Here is a 12,498-nt window from a genome sequence, read left to right as displayed (position 1 = left end):
TCCTGTGATCGCGTCAGTCTGGCTATCTGACGACCCGTCAAACGCTGAGATTTCGGACTAAATACATGAATAAGCTCGGAAAAACGATCCGGGCTGGCGCCTTTATTGGCGCCTCATGGCTTTGGCCCGGTTGGGAGCTTGCGCATGCAAATCCGCTTATCGCAGCATAGAGGCTCTCTGCGCCTCCGGGTCAGCCGCGGGCGCTCCCTCCTCGCGCTCGGCGCGCTCGCGACCTTGTTGGCCGCCGCCTGCACACTCTTTCTCTTGCAGCCCGATAGCCTCTTGGCTGCCGTTCTCCTTTTCCTGCCCCTGGCGCTCTTCGGAGCCCTGGGTGCGGGACGCGAGCTCTTATCGCCCTCTCTCACGGAGCTCGCGTTCTATTGCTTCGCCATCGTCGCGGTCATGGCGATCTGGCCCAGCGCCCGCCTTGCGGCGACAACCTATGAAGCTACCGGTTTCGTGACGCTCTTCGTCTTCATGAGTTTCGTCTTCGCGCTCGCGATCGCCTTGGGCGTGCTGGCGGTGAAGCTCTTGGCCGGTGACGACGGCGAGGCCTGATTCTCCCCTGCCCTCCGGTCTTCCTCCGGGGGTAGCCTGGCCCTTCATTCCGGTCCGACGCCCGGGATGAGGGGCTTTTGGCAAATCAGCCGCGGCGCAGATAATGCGGCCTGAGTTCCTGCGCATTGTCGCGGACATAGGCGACGATGCGCCGCCGCTTTTCCTGGCCGCGCGATCCTTCGCCGCTGACCATCTGGCCGCGATCGACGAGATCCGGCATCACCTGGATGACGTGATCATAGATCGAGCGCCAGGTCTGCTTGACCGCATCGCGCGATACGTCGAGCGTGCCGGCGATCTCCTCATCGGTCAGTCCGTCGATGGCGCGCAGCAGCGTACGCTGCTCGCCGGCGGTGAAGCGGAATCGCGGCGGCAGATAAGTGAAGACGGCCGAGACCGGTGTCGATGGCGGCGTGTCGGCGATCATGTCGCGCTGGAAGAAGTAGACCGCCCGTTTCGTCGAGGCGCCGGTGGGCACGGGCTCAGCGGGCGGATCAGTATCGAGATCGAGCGGCTTGTACAGCCTGAAGCCGGCGCTCAGCGCCATCTGCTCATAGATGGCGCCGGCTTCGACGATCATCGAATTGAGATTGTAGCCGCGATGGATCGACAGGAAGAACGGAAAGAACACCGTCATGATGCGGCGTCCTTCCGGTGATGTGAAATCCATGGGCGTCTGGATATAATCCAGCATCACGAGATCGAGCCCGCTGGCGAGATTGCCTTGCGCCTGCTCCGCCCGATCGAGGAAGAGTCCCGAATCGCCTTTGAGGCAGCGCAGCAGCAGCCAGTTGGTGAGGCAAGGCCAGGGCCTGTCGAGATAGGCCTCACGGAATTCGGGCGGTACGAAAGCGGAAAGAGTTGCCGCAACGACAGTCCTGGCACCCGCCGCGTCATAATCCTCGATCAGGCCCCCGATCAGCCGTTCTTCCTCGAGAAGATCGTCGAGGACCTTGGCCAGGTTGCGGTCGAGCTTGTCGTCGAGGGGCGTAATCTTGCGCATCAGACGCGCGATGGACTTGCCGTCTCCGGGCAAGAGCGTGCGTGGCCTGAGCGCGCTGGCGGGCTGTGGACTCAAATTGTACCCTCTCTCCCCTCGATTGTCGCGCCGTCAGCTCTCCTGTCAAGTCGCTCGCATCAAGCGCCGGTATAATGTCCGCAAGGTTCCCACGCACTGAGACAGGTCTCATTACGGTTGTGTGGTGAGCCATATTCCCGAAAGGTCACGTCTGGTGGATCAGTCCACAACCAGGCGGTGTCAGCCGGGCGCCGTCAGCCAGTCGAGCGACCAGCTGGCGCCGTCATTCTGCTTCAGGCGATCGCGCAGCGCCGGTCCCAGAACCGCGAGCTCGTCCGCCAAAGGCCAGGGCGGATTGACCAGGATGAGTCCCGAACCCGCAAGACCACCTTCGCGCACGGCCTCGCGCACGCAAAGCTCGATCTTGAGCATCTTGGCAAGATCGAGCGCCTTCGCCTCAGCCACAATATGCTCGGATAGCCGGTCTCCCGTCACCGGATACCACAGAGCGAAAGCGCCGGTGGCGAAGCGGCGGTATCCGTCGCGCAGCATCTGCACGGCGCGACGCGCTTCATCCTCCAGCTCATAGGGCGGATCGATCAGGACAAAGCCGCGCCGCTCGGGCGGCGGCAGATGCGCCTTGATCGCGCTTGCCGCCTCGCCTTCGGTGATCTTCACCCGCCCATCGCGCGCCGCGAAATCGCTGAGACGGCCATGATCCTCAGGATGCAGCTCGTTGAGCAGGATGCGGTCCGCCGGGCGGAGATTCGCCAAGGCGAAGCCGGGTGATCCCGGATAGTGCGACAAGGGCTGCCCGCTCGCATTCACGGCGGCGATCGCCATCCGCCACGATGCGAGCAGCTGCTCGCAGTCGGAGGATAGGGGCACCGGCATGCCCGACGGGTCGTAGAAGCGCCCCACCCCGTCCTGCCATTCGAGCGTCTTCAGCGCCTCATCGCCCCACAGCGCATAAAGTCCGATGCCCGCATGCGCATCGAGGAACAGGAACGGCTTGTCCTTCTTCTTCAGCTGCGCAAAAGCGCGCATCATGACGATGTGCTTGAGGACATCGGCATGATTGCCGGCGTGATAGGCGTGGCGATAGTTCATAAGGGCGCCTTCTATTCCCCCAAGAGGTATTAGGCTAGTGTCCGGCCACTCGAGGGGGATGACTCATGGCGAAAGGGTTCACGCGCCGGAAGGCCATCGGTGCGATCGGGCTCGGAGCGGCTTCGGTCTGGGCCGGAGCCGAGGCCTATTACCTGGGAGCCGCGCCGATCGCGCCCAAGGATTGCGGGCCCGTCCTGCCGCCAGGCGAAGCCCCGAGCTCACCGCCTGAGGCGAGCCTGCCCTGGTCGCTGCGCGCCGGCACCGTGAACGATGTGAGCTGCCTCTCGCGCACGCCGGTCAAGGGAGTCATCGCGATCAAAAGCGAGAAAGACATCGCCGATGCGCTGAGCTATGCGCGCGCCAACGGCCTCAAGGTTTCCATGGCCGGAGCGCTTCATTCCATGGGCGGGCACGCTTTCGCACGCAACGGCATCGTGCTCGACATGACCGGCTTCAACGCGGTCAAGGTCGATGAGGCCGCGTGCGCAATGACGGTCGAGAGCGGCGCTCGCTGGCACGACATCCAGAATGTGCTGCATCCGCGCTTTGCCGTCAAAGCCATGCAGTCTTCCGACGTCTTCACCGTCGGCGGGTCGATCTCGGTCAATGCCCATGGCATGGATCACCAGGTCGGCGCCATCGAGCGCACGCTCAAGCGCCTCCGGGTCATGCTGGCGGACGGCACGGTCGTCACGGCGAGCCGGACGGAGAATGCCGATCTCTACCGCCATGTGGTCGGCGGTTACGGCCTGTTCGGCGTCATCCTCGATGCCGAGATCGAGATCGCCGACAATGTGATCTATCGTTCCGAGCGCCGGCTGATCACGCTTGCCGAGTTCCCGAAGCTTTTCGCCGAGGAGATCGCCGCCGATCCGGCGATCGGCCTGTTTTATGGCCATCTCTCGACTGCGCCGGGAAGCTTCCTCGATGAGATGCTGATTTATACCTATCACCGCGAGGACATTGCCGATCCATCGCTTCCGCCGCTGGCCGATGTGAGCTCGGCCGGCTTGCGCCGCTTCATCTTCAACCTCGCCAAGCAGGGCGGTCTGTTCAGCGCGGCCAAATGGTATGCCGAGAAGAAGCTCGAGCACCGTTTCGAACCCTGCACGGTCAGCGACATCGTCAAGACGACGGGCGAAGCCTGCCTCGTCTCGCGCAACGAGCCGATGCACGACTCGGTGCCTTATCTGTTCAACAAAATGAACCGCGAGACCGACATACTGCATGAATATTTCGTGCCGCGCGCCAATCTCATCGCCTTCGTCGATGACATGCGCGATCTCATGACGCGCCAGGACACTTTGCTGCTCAACGCCTCGGTGCGCGTCGTCCATCAGGAAGATGTCGCTCTCAACTACGCGCCGGCGGATGCGTTCTCGGTCGTACTTTACGTCAATCAGTCGGTGGACGATACGGGCATCGCCAAGATGCGGACGCTCACTCGCGATTTGATCGACTTGGCGGACAAGCATGGCGGCCGGTTCTTCCTGCCCTATCAGCGCCATTATGATGCGGCCCAGCTCCGCCGCGCCTATCCGATGATCGCGGAGGTCTTCGCCGCCAAGAAGCGCTTCGATCCGCAAGGTCTGTTCAGCAACAACTTCTACGAAGCCTATGCGGCGGACCTGTCCACATCTTGAGCCAGCAACAGCTTGCGGGTGATGAGCCAGCACAGCCAGGCGGCGACGAAGGAGGGCAGAAGGAAGGCATGCCCGACCCCGAGGAGGACCGCCGGATAGTCGGCTTGCGAGAAATCCATGCCCGCCGTCAGCACGAAGAACAGCGCATTGACGATGAGCGTCGCGACCGCAGGGACGAGCCATGACGTCATGTTCAACCACAGGCCGGCGCCGGCGACGATCATGCCGGTCCCGAGCGCCAGCCATATGCCTTCGCTATAGGAGCCCAAGATGAAGGGCAGAGGCGATCTGAGGGATGAGGCCCCCATGCCGAGCCAGGCGACGAGGCCGCCGATCGGTGGCCCAAGGACGACGAAGACCGCCGTCACCAGCATGAAGCGCCAAAGCTTGGACTCGTGGATCTTGCCGGGCATGGCTGCGATACGCCCGTCCTTGACAGGCCGGGCACGAGCTTAGGAGCGGTGGATGCCGGGGCGAAAATCAAGTTTTGGAGAGCAAGGCGCGGCAGGACATCACTACCCTCGCATCGATGACCAGCAGCGCGCCCGCTTGATAGAGCCTTTGCGTGAGCCCCGGTTCCGGCGAGCGCGTGACAGCGATGCTGTGCCCAAGCCCTTCGAACGAGCCGCGAGCCGCGGCGACCGTTTCCAGGGCGTGTCCGGGCGCGAAGACCGCCAGCGGCGCGCCGGGCGGCAAGGTGAAAGCGAGCCCTGCCAGGATCGCCGTCCACGCAGCGAGCACGACTGAAGCACCGCCTGCGAAACGCAAAAGCCGGCGGAGCGGACCCTCAATAGTCATAGACGTGCTCCAGTTGCGCCCCGCTCGGCGCGATATTGCGGACGACATCGAGCAGCAATGTGACCGGCACGGAAAGCCCGACCCGTTTTCCACCCGCGCCAGAGAGGATCTTCGTCTCGAACAGGATCGGCGGCATGCCCTCGGGCGGTGCCCAGTTGTCGGGCACCGTCAGCGAGATCAGGATGTTGCTGTTGCCGCCGATCTCGAGAAAGGTTGCATTGGTCTGGCCGAGCTTCTGCACGATCTCGGTGAAAGGCTGATAGCGCGGCAGCTTGACGAGCTGCGTTCCATCGCGAAACGTCTCGACGAGGACGATGCGCCGGTCGATGGGCGCGGTGTCAAGCGGGAGCCCGCGCATCAGCGCGTGGATCTCGAGCTGCGCCGGCTCATAGACGGTTTCGGAGCCGCCCTTGATGAGCCAGCCATAGGCCGCCTTGACGGCGAGCTCGGCCGAGACCGCGAAGCGCCGCTCGGCTTTGCGCACCGGGCCCGGCCCCGCAAAAGGCACGGTTTCCCAGAATTGCGTCAGGCGCTCGCCGAAGGCGAAATCATACCAGGGCACGGTGTTGAGCCATTGCCCATAGTCAAAAGCATATTTGCGCTGGAACAGGTCCTCGGGCGTCGGCGGCACCGGCGCGAACAGCTCGCTCAGGCGTCCGATCGTGTTCTCGTAAATGCCCTTGATCACATATTCGACCGTATGGCTGATGCCGATCACATAGATCATCAGATGCGTGCCGAAATTGAACTCGTAGCGCGGCGTGACCCACTGATTGACCGCGCAATAGCTGGTCCAGAATTCGCCGGCCGAACGGAAATAGCTGAAGCCGTTCGGGTAGTTCTTGTCGATATAGCTGGCGAAATCCTGTGAGGTGTAGACGATGTACCATTCCGGAAAGGTGAGATAGGACTTCTCCTCCGGGAAGCGGTAATTCGGTACGCCGTCGACCTTGGTGCGGGTTTCGGGATCGATCACCGGCACGGTCACCGAGCTGCCGATGTCGGACGAGCCCCGGCAGCCGACGCCGATATAGAGCGCCGGCACGGCCAGGAAGATCGCGAGCGCCAGGAGCGTCCGCTTGGTCTTACGCAGCTTCGCCATGGTGCTTCGACAATACAAAGCCGACATAGGCGGCGAAACCGCCAATGGCGAGATGCGGCAGATTGGCCAGTATGCGCGTCGTGAGATCGAGATCGAGGACGCCGTTGATGAAGATGCCGAAATCGAGATAGCCGCTGCCGGTGAAGAGGCCGAGCACGCCGTCGAGGAAATAGAGCGTGCCGAACAGCTTGAAGTAGGTGACCGTGGCGCGGGTCGAGTTCAAGGCGGCGATGCCGGCCCAGATGCCGGAAAACAGGTGCAGCGCGTCATCATAGAGATCGAGGCGGAACAGCCCGAACATCATGCCATTGGCATCCTTGAACTGCGGCACGTAGCTCATCGCCGCCACGATGACGAACAGCGCGAAATAGGCAAAGCCGAGTTTGCGGATGAGTGTCAAGGCTAGTCCCCCTTCCCCAGAATCGACATGAGCTTAGCCTGTCGGGTTCCCCTTGTCGTTAGGGCGCCGCATCCTGCCATTATGATGTCAGCAGTGACGGCCTCCGACCCTTCCGGCCGGTGCCAAGCCGCACTATATTACGGCCATCATGGGACATTCACGACAGGAAGGCGGTTTCTCGGAAGCCCCGCAGAAGCCGCTGGAAGGCTTCCCCGAAATACCGACCGCCGACGCGTTGCGCCAGCGGCCGGATCCGCGCGCCGATATGTCGGGGCCCCGGGCCGGTCTCGAAAGCTTGCGGCCTGATTTCTCGCCCCTCGAAACCTTCGTCCCCTACCGCCCGCCGCGGCCGGAGAAATCCGAAGGCGGCAGGCCGCTTCGGATCGTCTCCGATTTCGAGCCCCGGGGCGACCAGCCGCAAGCCATCGGTGACCTCGTTACCGGCGTCAGGTCGGCCGAGCGCGATCAGGTGCTGCTCGGCGTCACCGGCTCCGGCAAGACCTTCACCATGGCCAAGGTCATAGAGGCGACGCAGCGCCCGGCGCTCGTGCTGGCGCCCAACAAGACGCTCGCCGCGCAGCTCTATGGCGAGTTCAAGAACTTCTTCCCCGACAACTCGGTCGAATATTTCGTCTCCTATTACGATTACTACCAGCCGGAAGCCTATGTTCCGCGCACCGACACCTATATCGAGAAGGAATCGTCGATCAACGAGCAGATCGACCGCATGCGCCATTCGGCGACGCGCGCCTTGCTCGAGCGCGACGACGTCGTGGTGGTCGCTTCCGTTTCCTGCATCTACGGCATCGGCGATGTCGAGACCTACTCCGCCATGACCTTCACGGTGAAGCGGAACGAGCGTATCGCCCAGCGCCGGCTCCTCGCCGATCTCGTTGCCCTCCACTACAAGCGCAATGACGGCAATTTCGTGCGCGGCACCTTCCGGGTGCGCGGCGACACCGTCGAAATCTTCCCCTCGCATCTCGAGGACCGCGCCTGGCGCGTCTCGCTGTTCGGCGACGAGGTCGAGGCGATCGTCGAGTTCGATCCCTTGACCGGCCACAAGACGGCGGAGCTGGGCGAGATCAAGCTCTATGCCAATTCGCACTATGTGACGCCGAAGCCGACGCTCGAGCAGGCCGCCTCCCGCATCAAGGAGGATCTGCGCCTGAGGCTTGCCGAGTTCAATGCCGCGGGACGGCTGCTGGAAGCCCAGCGCCTCGAGCAGCGCGTGCTGTTCGATCTCGAGATGATGATGGCGACCGGCTCCTGCGCCGGCATCGAGAACTATTCGCGCTATCTCACCGGCCGCAAGCCGGGCGAGCCGCCGCCGACCTTGTTCGAATATCTGCCCGACAATGCGCTGGTCTTCGTCGACGAAAGTCACGTGACCGTCCCGCAATTGGGCGGCATGTTCCGCGGCGACTATAACCGCAAGGCGACGCTGGCCGAATTCGGTTTCCGCCTGCCTTCTTGCATCGACAACCGGCCCTTGCGTTTCGAGGAATGGGACGCCATGCGCCCGCAGTCGGTCTATGTCTCGGCGACGCCAGGCTCCTGGGAGATGAACCGCACCGGCGGCGTCTTCACCGAACAGGTCATCCGCCCGACCGGCCTCATCGATCCGCCGGTCGAGATCCGGCCGGTGAAGAACCAGGTCGACGATCTCATCGCCGAATGTCGCGAGGTGGCGAAGAAGGGCTATCGCGCACTGGTGACGGTGCTGACCAAGCGCATGGCCGAGGACCTGACCGAATATATGCATGAGCAAGGGGTGCGCGTGCGCTACATGCATTCCGACATCGACACGCTGGAGCGCATCGAGATCATCCGCGACTTGCGGCTCGGCGCCTTCGACATATTGATCGGCATCAACCTGCTGCGCGAAGGCCTCGACATTCCCGAATGCGCCCTCGTTGCCATTCTCGATGCCGACAAGGAAGGCTTCCTCAGGTCCGAGACCTCGCTCGTCCAGACGATCGGCCGCGCCGCGCGCAATGTCGACGGCAAGGTCGTCCTCTATGCCGACCATGTGACGGGCTCGATGGAGCGCGCCATGGCCGAGACCAGCCGGCGGCGCGAGAAGCAGCAGGCCTTCAACGAGGCGAACGGCATCACGCCGGCGAGCATCAAGAAGAACATCGCCGACATCATGTCGTCGGTCTATGAGCAGGACCATGTGACCGTCGATTCAGGATTGGCCGAGGACGGCGCACCGCTCGTCGGCCACAATCTCGAGCGCGTCATTGCCGACATGGAGAAGCGCATGCGCGAGGCCGCCGCCAATCTCGAATTCGAGGAGGCGGCAAGGCTGCGCGACGAGGTCAAGCGCCTGCGCGACGTCGAGCTGGCGGTGATGGACGATCCTCTGGCGCGCGATCCGATGGACGAGCCGCGCCGCGGCGCGTCCAATATCAAGCCCGCCACCGCCTCCTGGCCCTCTCCCAAGCCGATGCGCCGCGCCGCCTCCAAGGGGGGAAGGCCGGGGACACGAACCTTCAAGAAGGGCGGACGCTGAAACGATTTGTCTCTACTCGCTCACAATCCGACCGCTGGCAGTCTCGAGCCACACCGCTGAATTATCCCGCGCGATCCGTCCGCGCACAACATATGTCTCGCCTGCCACAGGATTGAATTTGACCTTCCGGCTAGCCATCGTCTGGGGTTCGCGGCTACCCCCATACTGACCGCCCGCGGCATAGCTGATGATCGCAGCGAGCCCGATCGTCATTGGCCTTATGGGCACCCGTCTTTCATAGGCCTGAGGCTTCAATGCAATGCCGAGGCTCGATTTAAAACTGGCACGGGCAGTCGCCAACTGTCCATTGTCGATCAGCTTCCCATCCATGGTTTGCATGACGAACAGATCCACCTTTTCATCCCGGAAGAACCCGCCTTCGACGTAGTTTGCATAGGTGTCCTTAACAACGGCCGTTGGTCCTGAATAATTGTCCGGCAGTGTCTTTGTGCACCCCGCCAGCAGTAGCAGCATGCAAACAAGCAGAATCCGCCGTCTCATCTTCGCCCCCAAAGATCCGTCCTTTCCTCATAAACCATTAATACCGGCAGGCAAGCCCGGGCATGTTGAATCCGCTTGCCGCCTGGGCCTATGCTGCGCAGCTTCGACAACCGAGCGAGCCCCCGGATGCCCCCTGCCGCCACCCGACTATCGGCCATCGGTTTCGATGCCGACGATACGCTGTGGCAGAACGAGCAGTTCTACCGGCTGACCGAGAAGCGCTTCACCGCCTTGCTCGCCGACTATGCCGAGCCCGGCCATCTGTCCGACCGGCTGCTCGAAGCCGAGCGGCGGAACATCAAGGCCTATGGTTTCGGCATCAAGGGCTTCACCCTGTCGATGATCGAGACCGCCATCGAGGTGACGGAGGGCCGGGTGCCGGCGAGCGTCATCCGCGAGCTCGTCGATGCCGGGCGCGACCTCCTCAGCCATCCGATCGAGCCCTTGCCGCATGCCCGCACCGCGCTCGAAGCGCTGAGCGGCGACTACCGCCTCATCCTGATCACCAAGGGCGACCTGTTCGACCAGGAGCGCAAGCTCGCGCAATCGGGCCTTGGCGAGCTGTTCACGGCGGTCGAGATCGTCAGCGACAAATCGGCCGAGGTCTATGACCGGGTCTTTGCCCGCCATGGCGACGGCCCTGAGTGCAGCATGATGGTGGGCAATTCGCTCAAATCCGACATCGTCCCCGCCCTCAAGGCGGGCTGCTGGGGTGTCCATGTGCCGCACAGCCTGACCTGGGCGCTCGAGGAGGATGAGGCGCCGACCGCAAACCGGCGGTACCGGCATATCGCGCATCTGGGCGAGCTCCTGGACATCGTGCGCCAGGTCGGCTGACAGGCATGCAGTCGAGGCAGGGCTTTGCCCTGTTTTTGCCCTATCCGAACGTCAGTCTCCCCCCGTCTTGCCCTCCGGGCGTAACTGTGACACATGGCGCCCGGCATGGGGGTAAAGGATTAAGGAATGACCGATTTTGCGCGATGCGTCCTGGCCGTCGGGGTCGCCTTGATGATTGCAGGCTGCAGCAACTCGCCGGATAAGAGCGGCATCAAGTTTCTGAGCGGCGGCCAGACCTCGTCGTCCAATGCGGCCCAGCCCCAAGCCCAGCCGATCCGCATGCTGTCCGCCGAGGAAATCCGTACCACCCTCGCTGGCAAGGGCTGGCAATATACCCGCTCCGATTCGAGCGGCTTCGTCACCTATAATGCCGATGGCTCGCTGACCTACCAGGACGATGTGAAGGGCGAAGGCCGCGGCACCTGGTCGGCGGTCGAGGGCCAGCTGTGCCAGAGCCTGGCCGGCCAGCCTACCGAATGTAGCGAGTTCAAGAGCACCGGCGATGCCTATCACGCCGGCAAGATGCGCCTGGTCGGCATTTAGGAGCATGATCCGGAAAAGCTTGTGGCCGGGCTTGACCCGGCCATCCACCATCATGCTCAAACAAGAAGAGTAAGCCATCATGAAAATCGGTATGAATCGGCGCCGCCTCCTGGCGGCCGGCGGAGCGGCGCTTTTGGGCCTTGGCATGGGCCGGGCGCAGGCCCTGAACGAGATGGAGCAGTTCCGTCCGGGCCGGGACTACAACGACCTCATCACCTTCCCGCCGACCGACCTGACCAAGATTCCGAAGAAGTTCCGTCGCCAGATCGTGCCTTATGAGGGCCGCCATTGGCCGGGGACGATCATCGTCGACACGGCGGAGCGGCATCTCTATCTCATCCTCGAGGGGCGCGAAGCCATCCGCTACGGCGTCGGTGTCGGCCGCGAAGGCTTCCGCTGGGCCGGTCTCGCCGATATCGAGCGCAAGGTCATGTGGCCACGCTGGACCCCGCCGCCCGAGATGGTAGAGCGCGACCCCAATGCCGCCAAATGGAAGGACGGCATGCCGGGCGGTCCGGACAACCCTCTCGGCGCCCGTGCGCTTTACCTCTTCCAGAACGGCCGCGATACGCTCTATCGCCTGCATGGCACCAATACGCCGACCAGCATCGGCAAGGCGATGTCCTCGGGCTGCATCCGCATGATCAACGAGGACGTGATCGAGCTTTACCGGCGCAGCCCGGTCGGGACGCGCGTGGTGGTTCTGGCACAGGGCATCTGAGCGCTATCGCAATTCCGCCAGGAACGGGTTGCTGCGCCGTTCCTCACCGATCGTGCTGGCGGGGCCGTGGCCCGGCAGGAAGGCAACGTCATCGCCGAGCGGCAAAAGCTTGTCGCGGATCGAGGCGATCAATGTCGCATGATCGCCATAAGGAAAGTCGGTGCGCCCGACCGATCCCTGGAACAACACATCGCCCATGAAGCAGAAGCGGTTGGCATCATTGAACAGCACGACCGAGCCCGGCGTGTGGCCGGGACATTCGAGAACCGCGAAATCGAGGGCCCCGACCGTCACCTTGTCGCCTTCCTTGAGCCACCGGTCGGGGACCACGGCGCGCGCCTCATAGCCGTATTGCGCGCCGGATTCGGCGAGCTTGGCGAGGAGAAACGCATCCTCCGTATGCGGACCTTCGATCGGAACCTCGAGCTTGTCGCGCAGTTCAGCGGCACCACCTGCATGATCGATATGGCCATGGGTCAGGAGTATCTTCTCGACCGTGACTTGCGATTGATCGATCGCCTTGCGGATCACCTCGACGTCGCCGCCGGGATCGACAACAGCGCCAATCTGCGTGTCGTCGTTCCAGATGAGCGAGCAATTCTGCTGGAACGGTGTCACGGGAATGATCATGATTTTTGGACGTGTCATGGCCGCAGTGCATAGCGGTGACGGGCGCTATGCGCAAGGCACAGGGCTGCACTTGCGGAAGCCGCAGCGGAACCGCTAGAGGGAGGCTTGTGGAGCAACCA

The 12,498-nt window shown here is 63.1% G+C and carries 14 protein-coding genes; 6 read left to right on the top strand and 8 right to left on the bottom strand.

Features of this window, described 5'->3' with window-relative positions:
- Positions 1-144: 144 nt before the first annotated feature.
- A complete protein-coding gene (locus tag DS839_RS08620; RefSeq protein WP_119269872.1) occupies positions 145-558 on the top strand; it encodes a hypothetical protein in 414 nt (137 codons plus the stop codon).
- A gap of 85 nt (positions 559-643) precedes the next feature.
- On the opposite strand, the gene DS839_RS08615 is transcribed toward DS839_RS08620, so the two are convergent.
- On the bottom strand, positions 644-1,636 hold the full coding sequence (locus DS839_RS08615) for a helix-turn-helix transcriptional regulator (RefSeq protein ID WP_162918391.1): 993 nt from the start codon (positions 1,634-1,636) through the stop codon (positions 644-646).
- A gap of 180 nt (positions 1,637-1,816) precedes the next feature.
- Positions 1,817-2,686, bottom strand: a complete 870-nt coding sequence (locus DS839_RS08610) for a 23S rRNA (adenine(2030)-N(6))-methyltransferase RlmJ (protein ID WP_119269870.1) — start codon at positions 2,684-2,686, stop codon at positions 1,817-1,819.
- 65 nt (positions 2,687-2,751) lie between these two features.
- On the opposite strand from DS839_RS08610, the gene DS839_RS08605 reads away from it, so the two are divergent.
- Positions 2,752-4,329, top strand: coding sequence for an FAD-binding oxidoreductase (locus tag DS839_RS08605; RefSeq protein ID WP_119269869.1), 1,578 nt, complete (start codon positions 2,752-2,754; stop codon positions 4,327-4,329).
- On the opposite strand, the gene DS839_RS08600 is transcribed toward DS839_RS08605, so the two are convergent.
- The 4 genes from DS839_RS08600 to DS839_RS08585 form a co-directional block, all read right to left on the bottom strand.
- The gene (locus DS839_RS08600) at positions 4,302-4,742 is read right to left on the bottom strand and encodes a hypothetical protein (RefSeq protein ID WP_119269868.1); all 441 of its coding nucleotides are present in this window, start codon (positions 4,740-4,742) and stop codon (positions 4,302-4,304) included. The genes DS839_RS08605 and DS839_RS08600 overlap by 28 nt on opposite strands.
- Before the next feature lie 67 nt (positions 4,743-4,809).
- Entirely contained in the window at positions 4,810-5,127 is a 318-nt protein-coding gene (locus DS839_RS08595) for a hypothetical protein (RefSeq protein WP_119269867.1), read from the bottom strand.
- Positions 5,117-6,229 (bottom strand): hypothetical protein, encoded by a 1,113-nt coding sequence (locus DS839_RS08590; protein WP_119269866.1) that lies wholly within the window; start codon positions 6,227-6,229, stop codon positions 5,117-5,119. Before DS839_RS08590 ends, DS839_RS08595 begins: the two co-directional genes overlap by 11 nt.
- Positions 6,213-6,629, bottom strand: a complete 417-nt coding sequence (locus DS839_RS08585; protein WP_119269865.1) for a hypothetical protein — start codon at positions 6,627-6,629, stop codon at positions 6,213-6,215. The genes DS839_RS08590 and DS839_RS08585 overlap by 17 nt, the downstream gene beginning before the upstream one ends.
- A gap of 148 nt (positions 6,630-6,777) precedes the next feature.
- Here DS839_RS08585 and uvrB point away from each other — a divergent pair, with 148 nt between their 5' ends.
- The gene (uvrB, locus tag DS839_RS08580; protein WP_438816505.1) at positions 6,778-9,147 is read left to right on the top strand and encodes an excinuclease ABC subunit UvrB; all 2,370 of its coding nucleotides are present in this window, start codon (positions 6,778-6,780) and stop codon (positions 9,145-9,147) included.
- Positions 9,148-9,159: 12 nt separating this feature from the next.
- On the opposite strand, the gene DS839_RS08575 is transcribed toward uvrB, so the two are convergent.
- Positions 9,160-9,621 carry a hypothetical protein gene (locus DS839_RS08575; RefSeq protein ID WP_162918390.1) on the bottom strand — a complete coding sequence of 154 codons (462 nt, stop codon included), beginning with the start codon at positions 9,619-9,621 and terminating at the stop codon, positions 9,160-9,162.
- A gap of 153 nt (positions 9,622-9,774) precedes the next feature.
- On the opposite strand from DS839_RS08575, the gene DS839_RS08570 reads away from it, so the two are divergent.
- The 3 genes from DS839_RS08570 (at position 9,775) to DS839_RS08560 (ending at position 11,749) form a co-directional block, all read left to right on the top strand.
- A complete protein-coding gene (locus DS839_RS08570) occupies positions 9,775-10,485 on the top strand; it encodes an HAD family hydrolase (RefSeq protein ID WP_119269863.1) in 711 nt (236 codons plus the stop codon).
- A 126-nt stretch (positions 10,486-10,611) separates the two neighbouring features.
- The gene (locus DS839_RS08565) at positions 10,612-11,028 is read left to right on the top strand and encodes a DUF995 domain-containing protein (RefSeq protein WP_119269862.1); all 417 of its coding nucleotides are present in this window, start codon (positions 10,612-10,614) and stop codon (positions 11,026-11,028) included.
- 79 nt (positions 11,029-11,107) lie between these two features.
- A complete protein-coding gene (locus tag DS839_RS08560) occupies positions 11,108-11,749 on the top strand; it encodes a L,D-transpeptidase (protein ID WP_119269861.1) in 642 nt (213 codons plus the stop codon).
- A gap of 3 nt (positions 11,750-11,752) precedes the next feature.
- Here DS839_RS08560 and DS839_RS08555 read toward each other — a convergent pair whose 3' ends face one another.
- Positions 11,753-12,397 (bottom strand): MBL fold metallo-hydrolase, encoded by a 645-nt coding sequence (locus tag DS839_RS08555; RefSeq protein WP_119269860.1) that lies wholly within the window; start codon positions 12,395-12,397, stop codon positions 11,753-11,755.
- Positions 12,398-12,498: the final 101 nt, after the last annotated feature.

The sequence above is a fragment of the Taklimakanibacter deserti genome (assembly GCA_003574785.1).
Note: the sequence above shows the minus strand (reverse complement) of the source record. Positions and strands in the feature narration are given on the sequence as shown.

What these genes read in the sequence shown, in the direction of transcription:
- DS839_RS08560 (WP_119269861.1), top strand. Translation starts at nt 11,108, where the DNA reads ATGAAAATCGGTATGAATCGGCGCCGCCTCCTGGCGGCCGGCGGAGCG.
- DS839_RS08590 (WP_119269866.1), bottom strand. Translation starts at nt 6,229, where the DNA reads ATGGCGAAGCTGCGTAAGACCAAGCGGACGCTCCTGGCGCTCGCGATC.
- DS839_RS08570 (WP_119269863.1), top strand. Translation starts at nt 9,775, where the DNA reads ATGCCCCCTGCCGCCACCCGACTATCGGCCATCGGTTTCGATGCCGAC.
- DS839_RS08620 (WP_119269872.1), top strand. Translation starts at nt 145, where the DNA reads ATGCAAATCCGCTTATCGCAGCATAGAGGCTCTCTGCGCCTCCGGGTC.
- DS839_RS08575 (WP_162918390.1), bottom strand. Translation starts at nt 9,621, where the DNA reads ATGCTGCTACTGCTGGCGGGGTGCACAAAGACACTGCCGGACAATTAT.
- DS839_RS08565 (WP_119269862.1), top strand. Translation starts at nt 10,612, where the DNA reads ATGACCGATTTTGCGCGATGCGTCCTGGCCGTCGGGGTCGCCTTGATG.
- uvrB (WP_438816505.1), top strand. Translation starts at nt 6,778, where the DNA reads ATGGGACATTCACGACAGGAAGGCGGTTTCTCGGAAGCCCCGCAGAAG.
- DS839_RS08600 (WP_119269868.1), bottom strand. Translation starts at nt 4,742, where the DNA reads ATGCCCGGCAAGATCCACGAGTCCAAGCTTTGGCGCTTCATGCTGGTG.
- DS839_RS08610 (WP_119269870.1), bottom strand. Translation starts at nt 2,686, where the DNA reads ATGAACTATCGCCACGCCTATCACGCCGGCAATCATGCCGATGTCCTC.
- DS839_RS08605 (WP_119269869.1), top strand. Translation starts at nt 2,752, where the DNA reads ATGGCGAAAGGGTTCACGCGCCGGAAGGCCATCGGTGCGATCGGGCTC.
- DS839_RS08555 (WP_119269860.1), bottom strand. Translation starts at nt 12,397, where the DNA reads ATGACACGTCCAAAAATCATGATCATTCCCGTGACACCGTTCCAGCAG.
- DS839_RS08595 (WP_119269867.1), bottom strand. Translation starts at nt 5,127, where the DNA reads ATGACTATTGAGGGTCCGCTCCGCCGGCTTTTGCGTTTCGCAGGCGGT.